The organism is Mycobacterium cookii, assembly GCF_010727945.1.
Classification (GTDB): domain Bacteria; phylum Actinomycetota; class Actinomycetes; order Mycobacteriales; family Mycobacteriaceae; genus Mycobacterium; species Mycobacterium cookii.
This window is the reverse complement of the sequence record NZ_AP022569.1, coordinates 4,069,132-4,089,249: the sequence shown is the minus strand read 5'-3', so window position 1 is coordinate 4,089,249 and position 20,118 is coordinate 4,069,132. Positions and strand designations below refer to the sequence as shown.

13 protein-coding genes are annotated in these 20,118 nt (G+C 59.9%); 6 read left to right on the top strand and 7 right to left on the bottom strand.

From position 1 onward, the window contains the following. Positions 1-8 precede the first annotated feature (8 nt). A complete protein-coding gene (locus G6N27_RS19135) occupies positions 9-689 on the top strand; it encodes a class I SAM-dependent methyltransferase (protein WP_163779086.1) in 681 nt (226 codons plus the stop codon). A 16-nt stretch (positions 690-705) separates the two neighbouring features. Here G6N27_RS19135 and G6N27_RS19130 read toward each other — a convergent pair whose 3' ends face one another. From G6N27_RS19130 to G6N27_RS19115, 4 genes are all read right to left on the bottom strand, one after another. After that, the gene (locus tag G6N27_RS19130; RefSeq protein ID WP_163779083.1) at positions 706-1,455 is read right to left on the bottom strand and encodes a WbqC family protein; all 750 of its coding nucleotides are present in this window, start codon (positions 1,453-1,455) and stop codon (positions 706-708) included. 246 nt (positions 1,456-1,701) lie between these two features. Next, positions 1,702-2,874 (bottom strand): DegT/DnrJ/EryC1/StrS family aminotransferase, encoded by a 1,173-nt coding sequence (locus G6N27_RS19125; protein ID WP_264072623.1) that lies wholly within the window; start codon positions 2,872-2,874, stop codon positions 1,702-1,704. Positions 2,875-2,971: 97 nt separating this feature from the next. After that, positions 2,972-3,856 (bottom strand): glycosyltransferase family 2 protein, encoded by an 885-nt coding sequence (locus G6N27_RS19120; protein ID WP_163779075.1) that lies wholly within the window; start codon positions 3,854-3,856, stop codon positions 2,972-2,974. Continuing rightward, on the bottom strand, positions 3,853-7,392 hold the full coding sequence (locus tag G6N27_RS19115) for a glycosyltransferase 61 family protein (RefSeq protein WP_163779072.1): 3,540 nt from the start codon (positions 7,390-7,392) through the stop codon (positions 3,853-3,855). The genes G6N27_RS19120 and G6N27_RS19115 overlap by 4 nt, the downstream gene beginning before the upstream one ends. 606 nt (positions 7,393-7,998) lie before the next feature. Between G6N27_RS19115 and G6N27_RS19110 the strand changes: the two genes are divergently transcribed. The 3 genes from G6N27_RS19110 (at position 7,999) to G6N27_RS19100 (ending at position 12,570) form a co-directional block, all read left to right on the top strand. Further along, positions 7,999-8,775, top strand: a complete 777-nt coding sequence (locus tag G6N27_RS19110) for a sulfotransferase family protein (protein ID WP_163779069.1) — start codon at positions 7,999-8,001, stop codon at positions 8,773-8,775. 692 nt (positions 8,776-9,467) lie between these two features. Next, entirely contained in the window at positions 9,468-11,132 is a 1,665-nt protein-coding gene (locus G6N27_RS19105; protein WP_163779066.1) for a glycosyltransferase family 2 protein, read from the top strand. 34 nt (positions 11,133-11,166) lie between these two features. Continuing rightward, the gene (locus tag G6N27_RS19100) at positions 11,167-12,570 is read left to right on the top strand and encodes a glycosyltransferase (RefSeq protein ID WP_163779063.1); all 1,404 of its coding nucleotides are present in this window, start codon (positions 11,167-11,169) and stop codon (positions 12,568-12,570) included. A gap of 606 nt (positions 12,571-13,176) precedes the next feature. Here the strand turns inward: G6N27_RS19100 and G6N27_RS19095 are convergent. Further along, entirely contained in the window at positions 13,177-13,965 is a 789-nt protein-coding gene (locus G6N27_RS19095) for a class I SAM-dependent methyltransferase (RefSeq protein ID WP_163779060.1), read from the bottom strand. A 189-nt stretch (positions 13,966-14,154) separates the two neighbouring features. On the opposite strand from G6N27_RS19095, the gene G6N27_RS19090 reads away from it, so the two are divergent. Both G6N27_RS19090 and G6N27_RS19085 read left to right on the top strand, forming a co-directional pair. Next, positions 14,155-14,763 carry a hypothetical protein gene (locus G6N27_RS19090; protein WP_163779056.1) on the top strand — a complete coding sequence of 203 codons (609 nt, stop codon included), beginning with the start codon at positions 14,155-14,157 and terminating at the stop codon, positions 14,761-14,763. A gap of 12 nt (positions 14,764-14,775) precedes the next feature. Continuing rightward, positions 14,776-17,895 (top strand): AMP-binding protein, encoded by a 3,120-nt coding sequence (locus G6N27_RS19085; RefSeq protein ID WP_163779053.1) that lies wholly within the window; start codon positions 14,776-14,778, stop codon positions 17,893-17,895. Between the two features lie 159 nt (positions 17,896-18,054). On the opposite strand, the gene G6N27_RS19080 is transcribed toward G6N27_RS19085, so the two are convergent. Then, entirely contained in the window at positions 18,055-18,816 is a 762-nt protein-coding gene (locus tag G6N27_RS19080) for a hypothetical protein (protein WP_163779051.1), read from the bottom strand. After that, the gene (locus tag G6N27_RS19075; RefSeq protein WP_163779047.1) at positions 18,813-20,054 is read right to left on the bottom strand and encodes a GSCFA domain-containing protein; all 1,242 of its coding nucleotides are present in this window, start codon (positions 20,052-20,054) and stop codon (positions 18,813-18,815) included. Before G6N27_RS19075 ends, G6N27_RS19080 begins: the two co-directional genes overlap by 4 nt. Between the last annotated feature and the right edge of the window lie 64 nt (positions 20,055-20,118).

The following is a 20,118-nucleotide window of genomic DNA, read 5'->3' as shown; positions in this document are numbered from 1 at the left end:
ATCAATTGATGCGCAAGGATGTCAAGCGACTGTCAGACATTTACCTACCGCTCGATGCCGCAATTGGCGGTGACCTCGATGCCCTTCGGTGGCCCGCAAAGCCATCCGACCTCGCTGCGAGGTATGCAGTACTACTTTCCCCTATCGACTTCAGCGACTACTCGAAGGACGAGCCGCTACGATTGCTCGACGTTGGTTGCGGTCTTGGACTTCTACTTGAATATCTGACCGCGAACTCGCTTTTGGATCGCGTCCATTATACAGGGGTTGACCTGGTTGATCCGATACTTAAAGAGGCGCGGCGGCGATGGCCAAAGCATCGCTTCGATCAGCGTGATATCCGCGATAAGCCGTATGAGAAAGACGAGTTCGATTATTGCATTGTCTGCGGAGTTTTTACAGGCAAACACGGTAACACATATGACGAAACCCGCGCACTTGCACAGGACACGCTGAAGGCGGCATGGCCATCGGTGAAAATGGGACTCGCCTTTAACTCGATGTCGAAACATGTTGACTGGCAACGCGATGATCTATTTCATTGGCCTCTCGACGAGATCATGGCTTTCTGCAAACGCGATCTCAGCAGGCACGTTACTTTTCGGCTTGACTACGGACTATGGGAAGCTGCGACGCTTGTCCGTAAGGAGCCACTGCCACGGCTTAATGAAGTGCCTTCGAACTGGTGAACAATGTCTGGGCCGCTCACGCACGGACGTCCTCTGGCCGCACGATATGCGATTGGTGCCTGATGTAAGCGGTCACGTCTTTCGGGTCGTTCCACATCAGCACGTCGAGAACGGACAGCGATGGAACGAACGTAAAAGGCGCAGCCACACGGTAGGTCATGGGCGCCAAGTCCAGTAATCGAAGACGGATACCGGCGGCCTCCATCTCAGCTGGTCGGAATAACGCGGCTCCCCCGACCGGGTTCAGGTACTCGGTGGCGCCAAGTTGCTGCGAAATCCGCAGAGACCACTGCCAGGTGTGCTCGATGCCGGACAAGTCCAGCCCGAGCTCCGAGCAGATCGCAAAGTTGAAGTCGATTGACAAGTACTCGCATGTGACCCGAAGAGCTGCAGAGTCCAGCGCCACAAGCGAGTCATCCGAGCGCTCCGAGAACGCCCGCTCGACCAGTTCAACAACCTGCCGAGAGTATGGCGCCACTCGGCGATAGTGCTGGAGTTTGCCCGTGATGGACCGCAGGGCTGCGTCGGGGTCGTGCAGGGCAATTTCGCGTGTGAGCTTGTGGAACGAGCTACCGTGCACCGGAACCGTCAGGTACATGGGCCCTTCGGACGGGTGTAAGACTCGGTTGCGGTTCATCCATGTCTTGGGTGTGTACTGCGTCATGTCCATTACCACCCAACGATCGACGTGGTCGATTAATGCGAAATGAGCGAGGTGAGGGAAGAAGTACGGCTGCATGATTCCGAGCCGCATTTCGTCAGACACGGGAGCGCAGCGCTTCGGCGTGCGGTTGGGCGTCGCGGATGAGGCCGGCAATCGTCTTGCGCTTGATCATCGATTTCTATCCCCGAAGGCGGAGTGTAAGTGTTGAGCAGTTGATAGCCGGCCAACCACGCGCTCGGAATCAGATGGCGCGGCGATCCCAGTGGCTGGAAATGGCATTCCCATATCATGCAGCAATTCGATTAAGTTCGGCATTTTATGAGCTGCTCTGATCAGCGCGGAATGCCGTCACCCTTGATTTCGCATAGCGGCGGCAGCTAAAGCTGCGATGACGCGTTCGATGTGCGATTCGGACAGGTCGGGCGCAATAGGCAGCCCCACAAGGCAAGGCGAGATGTTTTCCGTCACCGGCAGCGGGTCGCGAGGCCGGTCGGCAAAATAGGTCTGCCGGTGCAGACCTGCGCCGTACCACAATCGCGTGTCGATCGCCTGTTGGTCCAGCTCTGTCTGCACCTGTTCCGCCTCCTCCGGACTGCGGCAACGAAATAGCACGTAGCTGAGGCCGATCTCCGGGGCGGCGATGAAGAAGTCCGACAGGCCTACCCGCGCCATGCCGCGACGGTACGCGTCGATGACAGCCACTAACGCTGCTTCCTTAACATGCCACTCATCCAGCTCAGCCAAACCGACTGCCGCGTGATATTCGCTCATCTTGCCGTTCAAGCCAGCCGATTCCGCAACGCGCGCACCGTAGAAACCGAAATTCAAGACGCGAGTGACGCGACGTGTGAGGTCAGCGTCGGTAGTAAGGACGCATCCACCCTCGCCTGTGGCGAACGCCTTGGTCGCGTGAAAGCTCAACGCCACTGGAATTTCGTCAAGCAGGCGTTCCGGGGCGCTCGCAACGCGGTCGAAGCTTGCTGCGCCATCGATAGCCACCGCGATACCCGTACGCCTGCGAAATTCTAGCCAAGGGGCCTGCGGCACAGGGCGACCAAACGGCGCGACTGGCACGACGACCCCGACCCTGTCCAGATCGGGATGCTGCAGTAGCCGTTCCGGGTCGAGCATCCAGGTCTCTGGATCGACGTCAGCGATCCAGCTGCGGTAGCCAGCCAGTTCTGCCGCAGCGGCCGTCGCAACGAAGGTAAAGGCCGGGACCAGCGCCAATGGCCGTTCCTTCAGTGCAGGACCGGCCACAGCAAGGATCGCGCCGACCAACGCCGTGGTGCCCGAACTTGCGCACGCAACTCCGCCCTGCGGCAATGACAAGCATTCGGCGAGGCCTCTGGCTAACGTGGTCGCGAGCGGGCCGTGATTCGTGTACACACGCGCAGCATCGATTCGGCGCAGGTAGGGAATAAGGCGATCTGTGCTGGGCAGGCGCGGGCGAAGCACCGGCACCACTTCCGCGGGGCCGGATCGCCCTTCCCCGGCAGCAGGGTCGCTGGCTCGTCTCATGAATTGCGGATCAGACCGCCGCCAGGTTGGGCGCGGCGGAACGCAATCAAGCGGTGGGCCAATTGCACGCTCCAAGCACCTCCGAGCCACGCTGCGATCATGCGGATCGCTCCCGGAACAGCTCCGCGACGGAGCGGATCGTGCCCTCAGCCCTGCAATCAGCTATCACGGATTCGCTGAATCTGGAAGCTTCGAATTCTTCGTTGATTCGCCCCTGCTGAGCCATTGCCACCCAACGTCGCCAGTGCCACGCAGGCGCGTCGTTGTCGTCGTCGATGGCCTTGTCCCGTAAGACGCGACGGATATTGTCGACCTTGCGTGCAAACCGCTTCTGCGTTGTGAATGGCAGATGGATGACTACTAAATCGCTTGGTCGCGTGCGTCGCAATGGCATCTTGTCGCAGGCAAACGCATCATGCGCTGCGACATCCAGGCTAATAATCCGCTCCGGCCGAAACATGACCTTCGGATCCTGCCACATCCGGATCCAAGCATCACCTGAGTTCCGCCTCAGATGGGCTTGAGGGTCCTCGACGGGCTTCGCAATGACGAGCAGCTCCTCGTAGCTCTCAGGCGCCAGCCGGCTTGGCATCATCGGCCCGTCTACACCGAGCGGAACATTGAACCGGTCGACCGAGAGAACGTCAAACGCATCTAGCAGCGGCGAGGCTTTGAGTGATCCTTCCCGTGGAATCCAAAACTCATCAGCGTCGAGAAACAGCACCCAGTCCATCCCGGCGCTCTTCGCCAGGGCGATGTTGGCGCGGATCCAGTCGGCGTCGTACTGGTCGCTCTCCTCCTTTAAACGAAACAACCAAAAATCGTCGTCAGAGCGATAGCGCTCCATGATTTCGTAGGTGCCGTCGCTCGAGCCGAGGTCGCAGGCGATGATGAGATCGACTCCGATGGCGCGCAGGTGGTGAATGGCCTGTTCGATTAACTCGACCTCGTCCACGACGCTCAGATTGGCGCCGATTTTCACTTTATGCCGTCCCGCAGCCATTCATGGACAAATTTAGCGAAGGCGATTTCGTCTATCTCGTACCCGCGAAGCTGCGGATACCGGGCGTCGACAAAGCAGCTAGTACCCGTCAACACCGAGGTATCGATGCCTAGTGCACTAAGCGAACTCAAAAGCAATCCAATTCGCGCATTCTCGGGATGGCTCAGCACGCAGACCTTCGCCCCCGGCTTGGCAAAGAAGGTGAGCCAGAGCGCAGGTGATTCCTGGCCGACGATGTGCCGGGCGTGCCGTATTAAGGATGCCAACTCCACGAAGTCCAACCGCTCAGGGCGGACGATCGCGAAGCCCCGGGCTTGGGCCACGGCTTCGATGATATGGCTATCAACCATCCTCCCTGGACCTCCCGCAGGGGCGGCGAGGTAGACCCGTTCGTAGTTGCTCTTCGAGATCCGCGGCTCGATCCTGCGCACCATCTCTTGCAGCGTCGCCAGCAGCGGCGTTGATGGTGACTTTGGATGCTCCCATTCGACGTCTGCATTCCGGTGCTCGAATGGCGGCATGTGAATCGGCGTCGACGCGCACCAGAGACGGGCGACGTGTGCGCTGGCAAAGTCGTGCAGCGGCACAATCTCCTGATCGTCGGTTAGGAGCAACTGGAGCATCTGGCGTTGAGTCACGCCCAGGCCCCCATCGACCAGCACGGGGACGCGTGCTATTGAATCCGAAGTCGACCCGGCCACAAATTGGGGCAGATACTCCCACGTCCAACGCCGAAGGTCGCCGCTGCCGGGGCCAACCAAATGAAACGCCTCGTCCAGCTCGAGCACGTTGGCCTCGGATTTGGGCAGGGTTGCATAGACACTTTCCGACGTCGCATGGAACACCCCTGGGTCCGTGGCGACCCAGTCATCGGGCGGGGACACGTCCGGATCGAAGTCGTACAGCATCGTGCCGCCGAACTCGACGAGAGCGGAGCGACCACGCACCCTGACGTCTTTCAGGCAGGCAAGGCGGATCGCAGGTGTGCAGGACATCGAAACGTCTTGGAAGACACTTGCCTCCTTTGCTGCGATCGTCCACAGGTTGAGTAGCGGCATCTGCACGATCTCGCTGGCTTCCGGCAGCACCATAAGACTGCTGTAGAGCTCAAAACCCTTGCGCAGCCCGAACTTCTGGAAAAGTCGATTTTTGAGCATCAGCTGCGCTTCGAGGTCGCCAGCTCGGCCGGCATCAATTGTTTTCGCCGGAATATCAGACCGTGCGTCTTCCTCGGTTTGAGTACCTGCCGGCGCGGCGGGCGCCTGCACGTGTTGACCGATTTGACCGAGAATTATCTGCAGTTCGTCCGAGTAGTGGCGGATAGTGCTGGCGAGACCTTCAGCCAGCTGAGTCTCGGAGGCTGAGATCCGGGCCGGCACTGACGTTGTCGTCGCACCAGATGCGGATCTGATGCCGCCTCTCCCGAAAGTCGACAGCATTGGCTGCACGAAAGCGGCGAATTCAAGGATGTCGCCAGCGACGGACCGCACGCTCTGATCAAGACAGCCAGCCTGCGCGCAGCCAACTATTCGGTCATGTAGATCTTGTGCGATCCTGCCCGCCGTCGCGGCCGGCTGATCGCTGATTTCCCACAGACCGAGATCGAAGGTTTGCTTAGTCAACTGTGCGACAAGCGAATTCGCCGCCATCCGCTCCAGGCCCAACGCAGCCGCGATCCTGAGCATATTGGCGTTGTCCTCGTTCTGCTGCCAGCCCTGGTGCGGGACAATGCAAACTTCTCTGTCCCCCAGAAGAGACACAAGCTGCGCGGTGTGTACCATCCAGCGATACTCGGCTCCGCGGAGATCAACCAGGCCTAGCGCTTCCAAAGACTGCGCCACCTGGGCCGGTTCGCGCACGCAGAGCATATATCGAACCTTGACGCCGAGTTCTGCACAAATCTCGTCCCAGTTGGGCAGCAGCCAGACCGCCCTTGGATCATAAAAGCCGAAGTGCCGATTTCTGATGAGTTCCTCGCGCAGCCATTCCACCATCTCTTCGCGTATGGCGCGCACCGGGTCTTCGGCCCAAGATTCTGTTGGGAGATCAGGTATTTCGCCGAGGTCGCAGTGCGCAATCTCCAGTTCGCTCAAAAGGCGATCATGGAACGTCAGGAGGTCGGCGCTGGTCCACCGGGAGCGTTCGTCATCGGACGTCGACGGGTCGCCCGTGCCGAAATGAAAGCCTAAGAGGCCCAACAGGTTCGCGCAGAATGCGGTGCCGCTTTGTTCCATTCCGAGGACAAGAACGACGCAACCTTCATCCGTTTGCTTTGTCTCAGATGTCTCGACCCGAAGCGGGCTGTTCGGCGAATTTGTAAGCTCCGGCCCGCCGGGAAATCGGACCGAAACCTTGTCGAACGGGGCGATGGGCGCATCGAAGACGAATTCGAAACCTGCGTTGATGGGCAGTCCGTGCGGCACTAGGTCAGGTCGGCGCCAACGGCAACCGATCCTGGCAATCGTCCGATCGTTGACCATGACCTCTAGCTCGGCGGGCATGCCGTTCTTCACCGCCCATCCCGCCACGCGCGTACCCGTGCACAGGTCAAGGGTTCCTTGATACTCGTCTAGTCGCGGAGTCGCGCTGACAGACGATGGTTTTATCTCCAAACGGTCGATCAGATCATTCGTATTGCGCTCGGATTCGCCCCGAGCCGGTTCGCTGGCAGCTTCGGCCAAACGACCCTCCGCCAAACCGATTTGGATGAAGTGGGCATAGCCATTCCGAAAACGGCCGCGATACACGGCTGCCGCAATGTCAGGATAGCTCCGCAAATAGCGTTCTTCGGAGAATTCCGGCGATGGATCAAATTTCGTCGGCATATCGTTGGTGAGATAATGATGCAATGAGCACCGCCAGTCACCCCGTTCGATAGCGGACGCAACTTCAGGATACCTTTGCATATACCAGGCGGGGTCAAAGTACTGCGAAGTACGCAGCTCGCATTGGCCACTTTCGATCTGGTCGAGGAAGTGGTGGAAAGGCCCTGCATTCACGCACTCCCGGGCCGCATCTGGATCAAGCTCGGCCTGGTAAGAGGCTGAATCGAAGAATGGATGTGCCCGGCGGTTAGCCAGCGCGCCCAAGCGGAGGAAGTGATCATAACTATTGGCGACATCGGCCGCGTCGAGTATCTCGTCACTTAGGTCGGGATTCTGGTCGCGATAATATTGTTCGCCTTTGAAGAGCCAATGCGGTGCAAGGGTCCGGTGGCCCTGGCGACAGTATTGATCGAAGCCGGAGTGATATCTGGCATCCTGGATGCCCTGAACGACTTCCGGGTACTCCATCCGATACCAAGCTTCGTCGAAATACCGGTTGGGGGAATGCCCTTGCCCCTGTCCAACCTGCAGGTAGAAGTCAAGAAGCGCCGTTGGGCTGGTGTCACTAAGTGTGCCGCATGCGGCGGAATAGGCGCGCAGATACCAAGACGGATCGAAGATAGCCCAGGCGGGCGAGACCTCCCCCGGCAGCTTTAGGAGTTTTGCCGCGGACAAACCGGTCGGTAGCATTCCGGACCTTTTCTCAGGGCAACACGAGCCAGATCAGAGGTTAGCAGGACGGTTGAAACGCCCGTGTTGTTTTCCTTCTCCTTACATCTACAGGCGCCGCCTGCAACGCCACCTCCTCCAATGTCCGCCGGAAGGTCTCGATACCAGCAGTAACACGAGAAGTGGTTGAGCGTAGCGAGCGCGTTGACTACTAGCTTCCGTCTCATTGCCATCGTGCGAAGGCAACTGGGTCACCGAAGCCATCTAATTTATGGATCTGTCGAAATGGCCGACGGGCACCCGACTGACCCTGCGCAAGGAACGCCCGCATCCCGGCGCAGCTGAGGTTCACCAACTCCAACGGCCACCAACTCGTCTGACCCGAAATCGCAGCGACGGCAACAGATCTGATCGCTTGGGCCAAAGTTATCGGCCTTACCGACCACCGCGAATTGCCATGTGTGAAATTGCGTCGTTCCGCTACGATGTCCAGCATGTGGCCGCCCGCACCACCGGCGGCGCCGGTGCCGGGGCGCGCGACAGCCCGGCCGCAACCGGTTCGAATCGACCCAGTCTGGCCGCGGGAAACTCGTGGCTAGCACGGCTGCAAACGGAAGGACTGGTTCAATGCAATCTCCGGTGTTTATTGTGGGCTCGCCGCGCTCCGGCACGAGCGCGCTTGCCGACGTCCTTTGGCATATCGGCTACCACGGTTTCGGGGAGGGGCACTTTCTCTCCTTGATTCACTATTGGGAAGCCATAGTGGATCAACACTATGTTCGGTTTGCAGAGCCGCCCAAGCCGGGCGTGATGCTTGGAAACATCGACAAGATCGATCTGAAGCACAGACTCTTCGAGACGTTCCGGACGGTGGTGAACGATCTGAATCAGGAAGAGCCGTGGTTCGACAAGACACCGGATCCGGGAATGATTTTGGCGAGCCCGACCATAAAGGAACTGTGGCCGGGCTCGGTTTTTGTGTTCGCCAAGCGACGCGGCATTGAAAACGTGATCTCGCGCGTGAAAAAGTTTCCCGGTGAGTCGTTCGAAAACCACTGTGCCGGTTGGGCCGGGACTATGCGCGTGTGGCGAAAAGTTCGGCAGCTGCTGCCGCCGGAATGCTTTATCGAGGTCGAGCAGCGCGACATGATTCAGCAACCGGAGCGTACCGCTCGAAGTTTGTGCGAATTTCTGCAGGTGTACGAGAGCACGGTTCCAGCCGCCTGCGAGGCCATGAGCACTCAACGCCCGGAGGAGAGCGCAGCGGGAAGCGCCTCCAGAACGTCTTCGCTCGCCGAGTCCGGTTGGACAGACGAGCAGAAGGAGACGTTTCTCAAACATTGCGAGACCGAAATGAAGGAATTCGGCTACACCATGGATGAGGATTACACCGCAACTCCGTGAAACTCGCGACTACCTGAGCAAGCGCGGAAATAGTTGGCGGATGCAGGCTCGCTCTTCTGGAAAGAATTTGATAGCGGGTACGTGAACGGTCCATAGCGCCGACCTTCACGGCTGGCGCGAAGGTCGGCGGGCTGAGCGGCCGGCCACGAGGCCGGCACGGTTCCTGGCCGACCGAGCACTACGTCAAGCAGGCGCGTCCAGCTGCCTCGATCGAGGTCGGGGTCAAGTCGACGATCCGCGCGACGAATCCGGCCGCTCCGCGCTGCGGCACCGAGGCCCAGCGGTGCTCGTCAACACCGATCCCCCAACGTGATAATCCGCTCGCATTCGGTCGGGCCATTACGGTTTTACGGCCAGCCGCAACACAGCAAGCAGGATTTTCCCAAGGGCGATGGTCGACGCGCCAATCCGCGACCTGGGCGATGTGCTCGACACCGCCGACGGCTGTTATGCGGCAATCGATTCCAGCGGCGCCATCCGCGACGGCGACCGGTTCGCCCAACCACCAAACTGGTGGATCTGTCGAAATGGCCGACCGGCAACCGACTCACCTTATAACCTGTTGGCCGAACCGGTGCTTCACAAGAAAGGGGCGGATGTCCCGTGCTTATGCCGAGGGCAATACGACGGCCGAATTTCCTTGAGCACTCCACTCCGTCTAGGTCGCTCACCGCGCCGGCGGAAACTGCGTTATGACCACCGTGGGGGCTGCCGGCAAGAAGGCTCCGTCCGATCAGAGTCCGCCGAAAGTGGGCTCAGCAGCGGCGCCTTCGAATCGAGCCGGGGCAGTTGGCGCGACACTTTCCTCCGATAATGCCCCGGAAGATTTTGATGAGTCAGCCTATCTCGCAGCATTTCCGGACGTCGCAGGATCGATTAAGGCCGGAAAACTTCGTTCAGCCTTACACCACTATCAATTTCATGGTAGGCGCGAGGGCCGACTTACGGACCCTCGTTATGAGGCGCTCCTTCGCGCCGATACAGCCGGATTTCCCGCAGCCTGCGTAGATGGGATCTACGCGTGTAAAGACGGGCAATGCGTGGTCTGGGGTTGGGTAAACGACGACGAACAGGATCCATTCAGCAAGCTGACGCTGTGGAACGCCCTTGGTTTACGGGGGTCAACGACGGCAATCTATCGGTACCGGCGCAAAGATGTCACAAACCATCTGAACCTGCCAGAGGAAAGAAATCTCGCATTCTGGGCCATCGTAGAGATCGAAAGGCCTGAAACCATGAGTGCGCCGGCCGAAGTGACCCTCTCGTTAGGAGCCGAGCGTAAGACATTCAAGTGTCCCATCCGTCCGGTGGACGACGAAAAGTTTAGAGAGCTTGCTCTTGACCATCTGGCGAAGACCCAAGCCGTCCGGAATCTTGTGGAGAGCTTTCTCTACTTGGACGCCGGATTGGGACGTTCGCTGATCGACTTGAATCTCAAGGTCTCCAAGCGGATGGCGCTGGGCGCACAGACGGTTCAAATTGGCAAGGCGCCGGCTCGCCCGAAAGCATCAGTCATCGTGTGCTTGTTCGGCAAACCGGAACTGCTCATGATCCAGTGCGCACTCTTCTCGAAATGCCGTGGCATCGAAGACTACGAATTCATCTATATCTCGAATAGTCCCGAATTGACAGAGTTGCTGATCAAAGATGCTACTATCGCGAACCGGATCTATGGAATGCCGATTACGCTAATTCTTCTGCCGGGCAACGCAGGATTTGGCGTCGCCAATAACATTGCAGCCAATGCCGCGCGCAGCGGCCGCCTTTTGTTAGTGAATCCAGACATTTTTCCTATGGACCCAGAATGGCCGTCGCAGCATAGTCGGATAGTGAACGATCTACCGCCAGAGCAAGTTTCACTGTTTGGCGCGCCTTTGTATTACGATGACGGGTCGTTGATGCATGGGGGTATGTATTTCGAAGTCGACGTCGAATTCTCTTTTCGGGATCAGCAAGCTACGCGCCGCGAGATGCTCAGAGTGGAACACTACGGCAAGGGAGCGCCGCCGCATACGAACCCTTATCTTGTCTCACGCCCGGTTCCAGCCGTCAGCGGTGCTTTTATGTCTTTCGAACGCGAGTGGTTCGAGTCGCTGGGGGGATTCTCGCCGGAATACATCTACGGACATTACGAGGATGCTGACCTCTGCCTCAAGAGCTTTAACGCCGGCAAGCCGGCGTGGATCCATTACCTGCCGTTCGTGCATTTCGAGGGCAAGGGGTCGGCGCACCGTCCGGCTTTCGAAGGCGGACGTCTAGTGAATCGATGGTATTTCACCAAAGTCTGGGGCGAGATCGTGACGAAAAGCATCCACGGTCCTTCCCCACAAGCTTTCTCGACTCCGGCTCACCGCTGAGCGTTGACTGGTAAAAACTTCTGAAGCGGAGGAAATGACCAAAATGGGTCGAAACGCCAAAGTTCTCGTTATCAGTCTCCACCATCCCGAACTGATGCGGGGTGGCGCTCAGCAGATCGCCTATGAATTATTCCAAGGATTGCAGAACGAGCCCGGTATCGAACCGGTGCTTTTAGCTTCGACCGACATGGAATACCCGGCGCTCTATAAATCCGGAGCGTGTATCACTGGCTTCGACCAACGGCCCAACGAGTTCCTGTTCCTACCGCAAGAATACAACGGTGCATGGCATCGGACCTCCTCGGTCCGTCTCATTGACGCCTACTGCGAATTTCTCGAAACCATTCGGCCCGATGTCGTTCACTTTCATCATTTCCTGACTTTCGGCATCGATTTGCTGAGCCTGACTAGGCGAATTTTGCCCAGTGCGCGGCTTGTTTTCACATTTCACGAATTCCTTGCCATCTGCAACGCAAACGGTCATATGGTGCGGTTGACAGATCAATCGCTGTGCTCGCAAGCTACCTCTGTACGATGTCATCAGTGCTTTCCCGACCAGCCGCCTGAACATTTTTCGCTGCGGAAGATGTGGTTCCTGCGCCACCTACAGGAGGTGGATGTCTTTACCTGCCCCAGCAGCTTCATGATTGATCGCTTCGTGGCTTGGGGGATTGACGCGGAGAAAATTCGCCACGTATCTAACGGTCAAGCAGACTGCACCCATGGAAAACAACTTGTCGTATCTGATGGCCCGAAGAACCGCTTCGGCTTTTTTGGGCAGATGGTCGACATCAAGGGGATTCAGATCATACTCCGCGCGGTGGCAATCCTTCGGGAACAGGGCTTCACCGACTTTAAGGTTGAGTTAAACGGCAGTAACCTCCGCTATGCCACCCCGGCGCTCGCGAAGGAAATCGAAGATTTTCTTGCCGAAGAGAATGAACTTCCCTTTGCTGAGCGCATCGTGCAAAGCAATGGTCCCTACCAGGTCGATCAACTGGCTAGCCGGATGGCGCGGGTCGATTGGTCCATTGTGCCTTCCCTCTGGGAAGAGGCTTTTGGTCTCGTGGTGTCGGAGGCTTGGGCGTTCCGCCGCCCAGTTATCTGTTCCGATGTCGGTGCTCTGGCAGAGCGCGTCACCGACAACGTGGATGGCTTCCACTTTACCCGGGGTGACCCTTACGCTCTGGCCGCAGTTATCCGGAGAGCCTCTACGGAAAGCGGCCTTTGGGAGCGCCTTTCCGGCGCGATCCCTGAACCGCCGTCTCTTGCGGCAATGGTCGCGGGATTCCTTGACGTTTATGGCCTTGAACAAAATTCAGAAGGCTCAGCAGTGCGGCGACAGGTGAGCCAGGGAATGGCCGCAAACGGAAGCGATGCTCCAATGAAATCGCGGAAACGGCCCAACCGGTCGGCGCAAATATCGAATTCGAGATAATGATCTGTCGGTTTATAAAGATCTAAATCGGTGACCCAAATAAATACCCGCAGAACGACCACCGACGGGCACCCAATCTCGCTCGGCCATTAGTCGTCGAGTTTTCGAAAATCGCCCGTATCCATGCGATTCAGAAAATATTTGCAATCGACTCTGTCCGTTCATCGAGAGATTCGATTTATTAACTTCGGATTTGGAGTCGGATAGATGACGGGGTATCCGGCCGCCTGACTTCCTTATCCACAGGCAATCGGCCGGCCGCGCGACAGCGGCGATTAAGGCGCCGGTGCCCGACGACGGCGCGCCCCTGCTGTGGTCGGTGGACCGAGCCGAGTTTCCGGTGTTCGGCTGAGACGCCGGATCCGTCCATCGACATCTGCGTTTTGCCCATCACTGCCATCCCGGTGGCCAGGTACGGGGTGACTCGCTGTCGAGATCAGCAGCCCGCGCGGTGTCCTCGCGTCGGTGCCCCGCTTCCTCGGCATCCCGGCGACGTCGACGTTGTCCTTCAGGACGGCGGGCGCTCCGCTGAAAACTCCGCGCCGGCGGGCACTGGGCCCATGCCGCCCCGGCCTGGGCCCAGTCGATGCCTGATACGCCAAGCCGTCAGCGTGGCGTTGACCGCTTCGGTGTACGCGATTGCCGCCTAGACGACGTCGCCTTCCGTAGCCAAATGCTGCCCGGTTTAGCTCTGGCGCCTTCAGGCAAGTACCGACTGACAAACTCGTTGTGCTCCCGCCAAAACCAATTATTGAAAAACATGATCTGGAACACGTTGTTGTAACTCAGGAATGCCTGCAACAAGTAGATCTCGTTAAAAGGCCAATCGGCCCAGGCATCAGGATATTCAAATGGGAAGAAAATATCGTGGAAGTGTACTATTACGCCCGGCCTCAACCGCGGCAGAACATGAAAAAATAGCCAATTAACATCACTCCCCTTCCCGATCACATGGGTGCTGTCGATAAATAAGATGTCGTTCTTTTCGAGGACGTCAAACAATTCAACAGGAACGTTTTGAACGAGATCCGTGTGTACCGTGATCCGGGTATGGTCATCTTCGTTGATTAGCTTATAAAGGCGGGCGGGATTAGGATCGATAAAAGTAAGTTCCAGGTCGTGCAGTTCCTGGTCGCGCACATCGAGAGCGATCGCGGAGGAAAATCCAGACCCCACCTCCACGATGCGCTTCGGCCGAAGCATCGTGAGCATCGAGTAGTAAACCGCTCCGTCGGCCAGCTCGAAAACGCCGTTCGTTGGGTTGGTGAAGCGGGACCATGACTTTGAGAACTCAGGCCATTTCGGCGCTATAACGTCGGCAAGAGCGAGCTGGTCGTCTACCCGAAGATCGAGCGGTCCTTGCGTGCGGACCTCGTACGCTGCATCAAGCTCCATCCTGAGCCCCTCCAAGTCTTGGCCATATAGTACGAAACAGGTTACTGGCCGTTCTATAGTCCGCGGCTTGATTCAAGAAAGTGCCGGCGAAATACGCCCGGTGCCTCACATAAGAACGCCCGCGAAACGGTGAGCGTGATGGTAGCCTGGCCAATCCGTGTTTAACGCCTTTCAGATGAGAACAAATCCATGAGCGTTACCTGGTCGACTAGCGATCCGCTCATTCCGCTGTCGGACGAGAACCTCGCCTTCGCCGAGGCCATGGGCGTCAATCCCGCCATCCACGAGAATGACTTCATCTTTCACTTCGTAGATCGCCGATGGGCGGCCAATGGCGGCCGCGAGCGGGCCGTGAAGGACTATTTCCAGCTCGGCCGCTACACCGCCGACCTGACCAAGACCATGATCACGGACGTCCAGAAGGTTTATGAAGTTGCCCAATGGGATTGGGCGCCCCGCCGATTGCTGGACTTCGCATCAGGCTACGGCTGCACCGCCAGGCACATGCGGCACGTATTCCCCGACAGCGTCAGCGCGACCTGCGACATCCACCGCGACGCCGTGAACTTCAACCAGGACGTCCTGGGCGTGGAAAGCTACATCTCCTCGCCGCTACCCGAGCAACTGAAGCTGCCGCAGCAGGATGTCATGGCCTCCATCCCCGAGCTGCGGCTATCAAAGTTCCATGAGGGACTCTGTTGGGGGGTACAGGACGCCTACGTGTGTGTGAAAGAACCCGACCCGGCTGCCACGGCATCCGCCCCGACCCTTTCCGCACCCGTATCCCGGAGCGTCTAAGGAATGTCGCGCATGAGCCCCGCCGCCGCCGAGGAATACATCGCCAGCCTGTATGCCACTGTTCTGAAGCGAGATCCTCGACCGGATGAGTTCGCTGACTGGGTGAGGGCCGCCCAGGCCTTGCCGCCCGAGCAAGTCTATTTCGCCTTCGTCAATTCGAAAGAGCACAAGCTTCAGCAGCAGCAGCACGCTCAGATTGATATCACGGGTGGCACGCAAGTCCAGGGAGCTCCTCCACGGGCGACGCCCGCGGAGCGGCGACAGCCCACCCTCTCCAGCAAATCAATGACCGATCGCATGCCTCGCTTCGTATTTCTCGTGCCCGATGGTCGCGAGACCTACCTCCATCCACACTCCCCCGTCGTCTCCGCCCGCATCCGGGCGATCGCCGCGCATCTGCGGGAGAAAGTGCCGCCGGGCGGCGCGGTGGGACTGCTCTACCGCTCCGAGCCCAACCTCATCATCGCCTGGTTCGCCGCCGTGTTGGCCGGGCTGCGGCCGCTAGTGATGCAATACCCCACGCGGAAACAGAGCCGCGCGTACTGGATCGATTCCGTCCGCAACACGGTCGCGACCGCGGGCCTCGCCGGCATCGTGGCGGATGATTACTGCGCAAGCCTCGACCTGACCGAGTTCCCGAACACGGTCGCCCAGGCTGAGCTCGACGAGCTGCCGGATGCCGTGCCCGGCCCGGTGCTACCGGATGATTTCACCATCATCCAGCTCTCCTCGGGCACGACGGGCTACCGCAAGGTCATGGAGTTCACCAGCGCCGCGCTCGGCCGCCATGTCTTGGATTACAACCAAGTGCTCGGCTTAGCGCCGGGGAAGGACCTCATCGCCTCCTGGCTGCCGCTTTATCACGACATGGGCTACATCGCCTGCTTCGTCATGCCGATCCTGCTCGGGATCGACGTGGTGATGATGGATCCGATGGACTGGGTAAAGCAGCCCGAGATGCTGGTAACCGCGATCGAGCGGCACCAGGCGACGACGTGCTACATGCCGAATTTCGGCTTCGAGGTGATGGCACGCACGGGGATGCCGGCTCTCCCTAGCATGCGGCGCTGGATCTCCTGCTCGGAACCCATCTCGGCGGCGACGGCCGAGAAGTTCCTCAAGGCGAGCGGTGCGCCGGCCGAAACCTTTCACCCCTGCTACGCCATGGCCGAGAACATCTTCGCCGTGTCGATCGGCGCGGGCTGCCGCACCGCCCAAATCGACGGCGTGGATGTCGTATCCTGCGGCACTCCGATCCCTGGAGTTGAGCTCAAGATCGTGGAGGGCGAGATCTGGGTTCGCAGCCCGACCTCGCTCTTGCGCTACGTAGGCGGCGACGACATCCGCGACGCGGAGGGCTTCTACCCGACCGGCGATCTCGGGCTGGTCATCGACGGCGAACTTTATGTCTCGGGCCGCAAGCACGACCTGCTCATCCAGGCAGGCAAGAAATTCATCCTCTCGGACGTGGACCTGCGGCTCAACGAGCTCCGGCCCGAGGTACGGGGCCGCGCCGCCACGCTCGCCGTGCACGACGAGCGGCTCGGCACCGAGATGCCGACCGTGCTGATCGAGGCACCAGATTTCTTCGAGCGCACCGATGCGGCCGAGATCGCGGCCGAGCTCAAGGATGCGACGGGGCTCGACCAGGTCGAGGTCGCCTTCGTGCCGCCGCGCTTCTTGACGAAGACATCGTCCGGCAAGTTCAATCGCCGCAAATCGCGCGCCGACTGGATCGCGGCGCACGAATGGAGGAACGGCGCGGCGGATCGCGATGCGGTGGCGGAGATCCGGGCCTCGTTCCCCGGTGTCGCTTGGGACCAGCCGGTAACGGAGGTGCTGGACTCTCTCTCGCTGACGCTGCTGCGCATCATCCTCGATGCGTCGCCGGTGCGGTTCCAGCGGCAGCAGAGCCTCGCCGAGATCGTCGCCGCGCTGGAGGCGGCGGGCCGCACGCCCGCGGAGGCGCACAGTGAGGAAGGCATTCGCATCGTCTCGCTCTCCGACCACACGACGATCGCCACCATTACGGGGGAGCATCTCGATCGGCTCGGCCAGTCACTAGGGTGCAAGGTCACCCTCGAGCATGTCTGCTTGCCGCCCTCGCCGGTGGTTTTCTCGGACCTGATCTTCCACGACTACTTCCAGCCACGCCTCGATCAGGCCGATTTCGGGGCGGTGAGCCGGGCCATGGCCAAGCTGAAGCAGGCCAGCGTGATCGTGACGGACGACCTCGCCGAGATGTTGTTCCTCTGCGAAGGCACCTATCCGGCCCTGTCGCACAATCTGGAACGCGACCCGCGCGCCGACCTGATCTCGTATCGCTGGCAAGACTACGTCCAGCACCACCACAGGCTGCCGCTCACCGTCGTCAGCGGGCTCGACGTTCCGCTCGGCGCATCGGGCACCGTGCTCGACCAGATGAGCCACTATCTCGGGATACCCATCTTCCGGGTGGCGCGCGTACCCGGCTTCGCGGACTTCACGCGCGGCTGGGAGTACCAGGCGCACGGGCAGCGCCTGGGGCATCGCGTCGATCCCGACCTTCTGGTAGAGAATCTGCTGCGCTGGACGCAGGATCTACCGGCTCCGCTGGCGCGCCGGCATCTCCCCGCGGGCGAGCGTATCCAGCGGTCCGACCTCCCCCACTTCTGCGCGCACAATGTCAGCCGGGCCGCGGTGGACCGGATCGTCGAGCGATATGACAGGTTCTGCATCGCGGGATCGGCCTCCAGCGTCCCCTATCTCCGCCGTGAGCTCGATCGCGCCGGCAAGTCCTACGTCCAGGTGCCGAGCTATGCCCAGCAGATCCTGTCCCGGCTGGATTTCGATTATGACTGCCTGGTGATCTGCGGCGCCATGGGCGAACCGCCGGCGGAGCTCCACAAGCCAATCATCGCCTTGCAGCACATCGCCCTAGATTGGCGGACCCGAAACCTAGGCGAATTCGCGGAAGAGGTAGGCAAGCTGCAGGAAGACGTCAATTCCGGGACGGATTGGTTGCATCTGTTCGCGCTCGAACGCGGCAAGGACCTCAAGCAGTGGCAGGCGACGCGGGTGGAGACGGAGCAGGAGTGGCGAGAGCTGATGCCGCAGGCCGCCGGGAACCCGGCCGATCCCGCGCTGAGCTGATCGGCGCTGGCGGCCCGCGCGATATGAGGACCGCGCCGCAAGAATGCCGCTTCCCCAAACGACCTGCGGATCGCTAGCACACCGTGCCGTGCACTATGGCTGCGCTATGGATCCTGGCGCAGCCGCGACAGGGCGGCGTCGTATTCGCGCCGGCCGGGCCTAACGGAGTGCGAACAGGCGCTTTTCGTATTCGTCCAACATCAAAGCGCCATACGCGGCGTTCGCATGTGTCGCATCCTCGTCGCAGTACTCGGGCCGCAGGTACCCCTCTGCGGTCATCGCCGATGCACTCACCGGCCAGAAATCGACCGCGAGGCGCTCGGCGGTCTCGCGCATCATTTGCTGGAGCAGTAACCACAGCTTCAGGCGGAGGTGTGCGGGCGCGAGCTGCGCCTTTTCAGGATCCAGGCCGAAGTCCGAGGCCAGCTGGATGAAGAAATCAGCATGAACCTGCATCCCGCGCCGGATGGCTTCGTTGTCCCCTTTCGGCGGTGGCGTTCCTAGGACGATCGGCCGCGGCCCGCCGGCATCCAGCATTGGTTTAAGGACAATTTCAAGGTGGCTCATTGAAGGCTGGAACACTTCGCGCACCTGCAGCTCGGGAACGAGCTCGACGTCCTGGTCCACCGCGAGCTCGGGGTGCGCCGCTAGAGCGAAATCAAACTGCTTCTCGAGAAACATGAAATGTGCGACATGCTGGTTACCCAGAAAGCAGACCCCTACGCGGAAAGTCTTGGCCAGCTCGACGACCGCGTCCCAATAACCCGGATTCGGTGCGCCGCCGATCCTCATGAATCCCCGGCGTTCGTCGATGGGGTTCATCTCGTAGTCGTCCTCTGACCGGCCGAGGTGCCCACCGTAGCAGTTGACATGCGAATTGCCGACGATCAGCAACCGCACCTTTCCATCGCAGACGCTCATGCCGGAATATCCTTCATACGCCCCTTGAACTCGTCCGACGCAACGAACACCTTGACGAGGTCGATCACCGACATGTTGCGTGCGGCATCGGTCCAGCCCTCCAGCTCGCGTTCTCCGGGCGAGCGCGCCAGCAGCGCGGAATAGAGGCTCCGGATGGTCTCTTCCGCGACATCGCCGACCGGCTTGGTCGGCACGTCGGCCATCCCCTCCTCGCATTCCACCTGGCTCAGCATCCGTGAGAGCCGGCGCGCCGAGTCTCCCTCCTCGCGCGGCGCGTTGACCCTTGCGGCTACGTGCCCGGCCTCGCATGCCGCAAGGAATGCGGTCATCACGGCTTCGATGGCCTCCTGCGTGACGCTGCGCCGATCGGCCTCTAGGTAAGCATCCGGAGCTTGTGGGCCCGTGACGATTTCGAACGACGGAAAGTAGGAGACGAAGGCGTGGCGTCTGACGATTTCCTCCGCAGACGCCCGCAGTACAGCCTTGCTGTAGGTGGACGACGGCAACACGTGCTTCCCAGTTGCGGTGGCCACCAACGGCACCGGTGAGACCGTAAGAACGATGCGAACCCCGCGATTCAACGCGTGAAGCTCGGTCACGAACGTGTCGAGATCCGAGGTGACATCGTCCACTGAAAAGTTGACGAACGCGTGGAGCGCCTCGTCGAACGTGCCGGCAACCGTCCCCGGACATGCGGGAAAAACCGCCCCGTCGAGCCGCGAGACCCAAGCTTCGGTCAGGCCGAGCGTGAAGATGAAAACCTTGACCTCTTCGAACACTCGCCGGACCGCGCGCAGATGCTGCGCGCTGAGCAGATCGAACTCGCGGTCTGTGAGCGCGTGATAGCGAAGTCCGGGACGGAAGGGATCAACTAGGCCGGCATCCGTGTGCCAGCGGTCTTCGGCCGGTCTGAAGGTTCCCATGCAGCGGCGCAGGAGTTGGAGTAGTTGCCGCGGCGTATAGATATTGCCGTACGCCGCGCTGAAGTTCTCGTAGCCGAGATTCTCTGGCGGAACGCTCGAGAACGCCGGGTTGCGCCTCTCGGTCCGAAGGTATTCAAACCCAGCACGCTCCAGGTACGGCACCAGGTTAGAGGCGAAACAACTCCCGGCCGATGCGACAGGTTCGCCCGGTCGGATCAGCGGCCCATCATGATCCATGAGTTGGCGGATGTCGAAACCGGAGGATACCGACCGACTCCAGAAGGAGCGGTCCGGCGCGTTCTGGTACGGATGCATGACATTCCTCGACGACATCGATCTACGACGAACGGTTTATTCCGGGTAAATCGGTTCGCAGTCC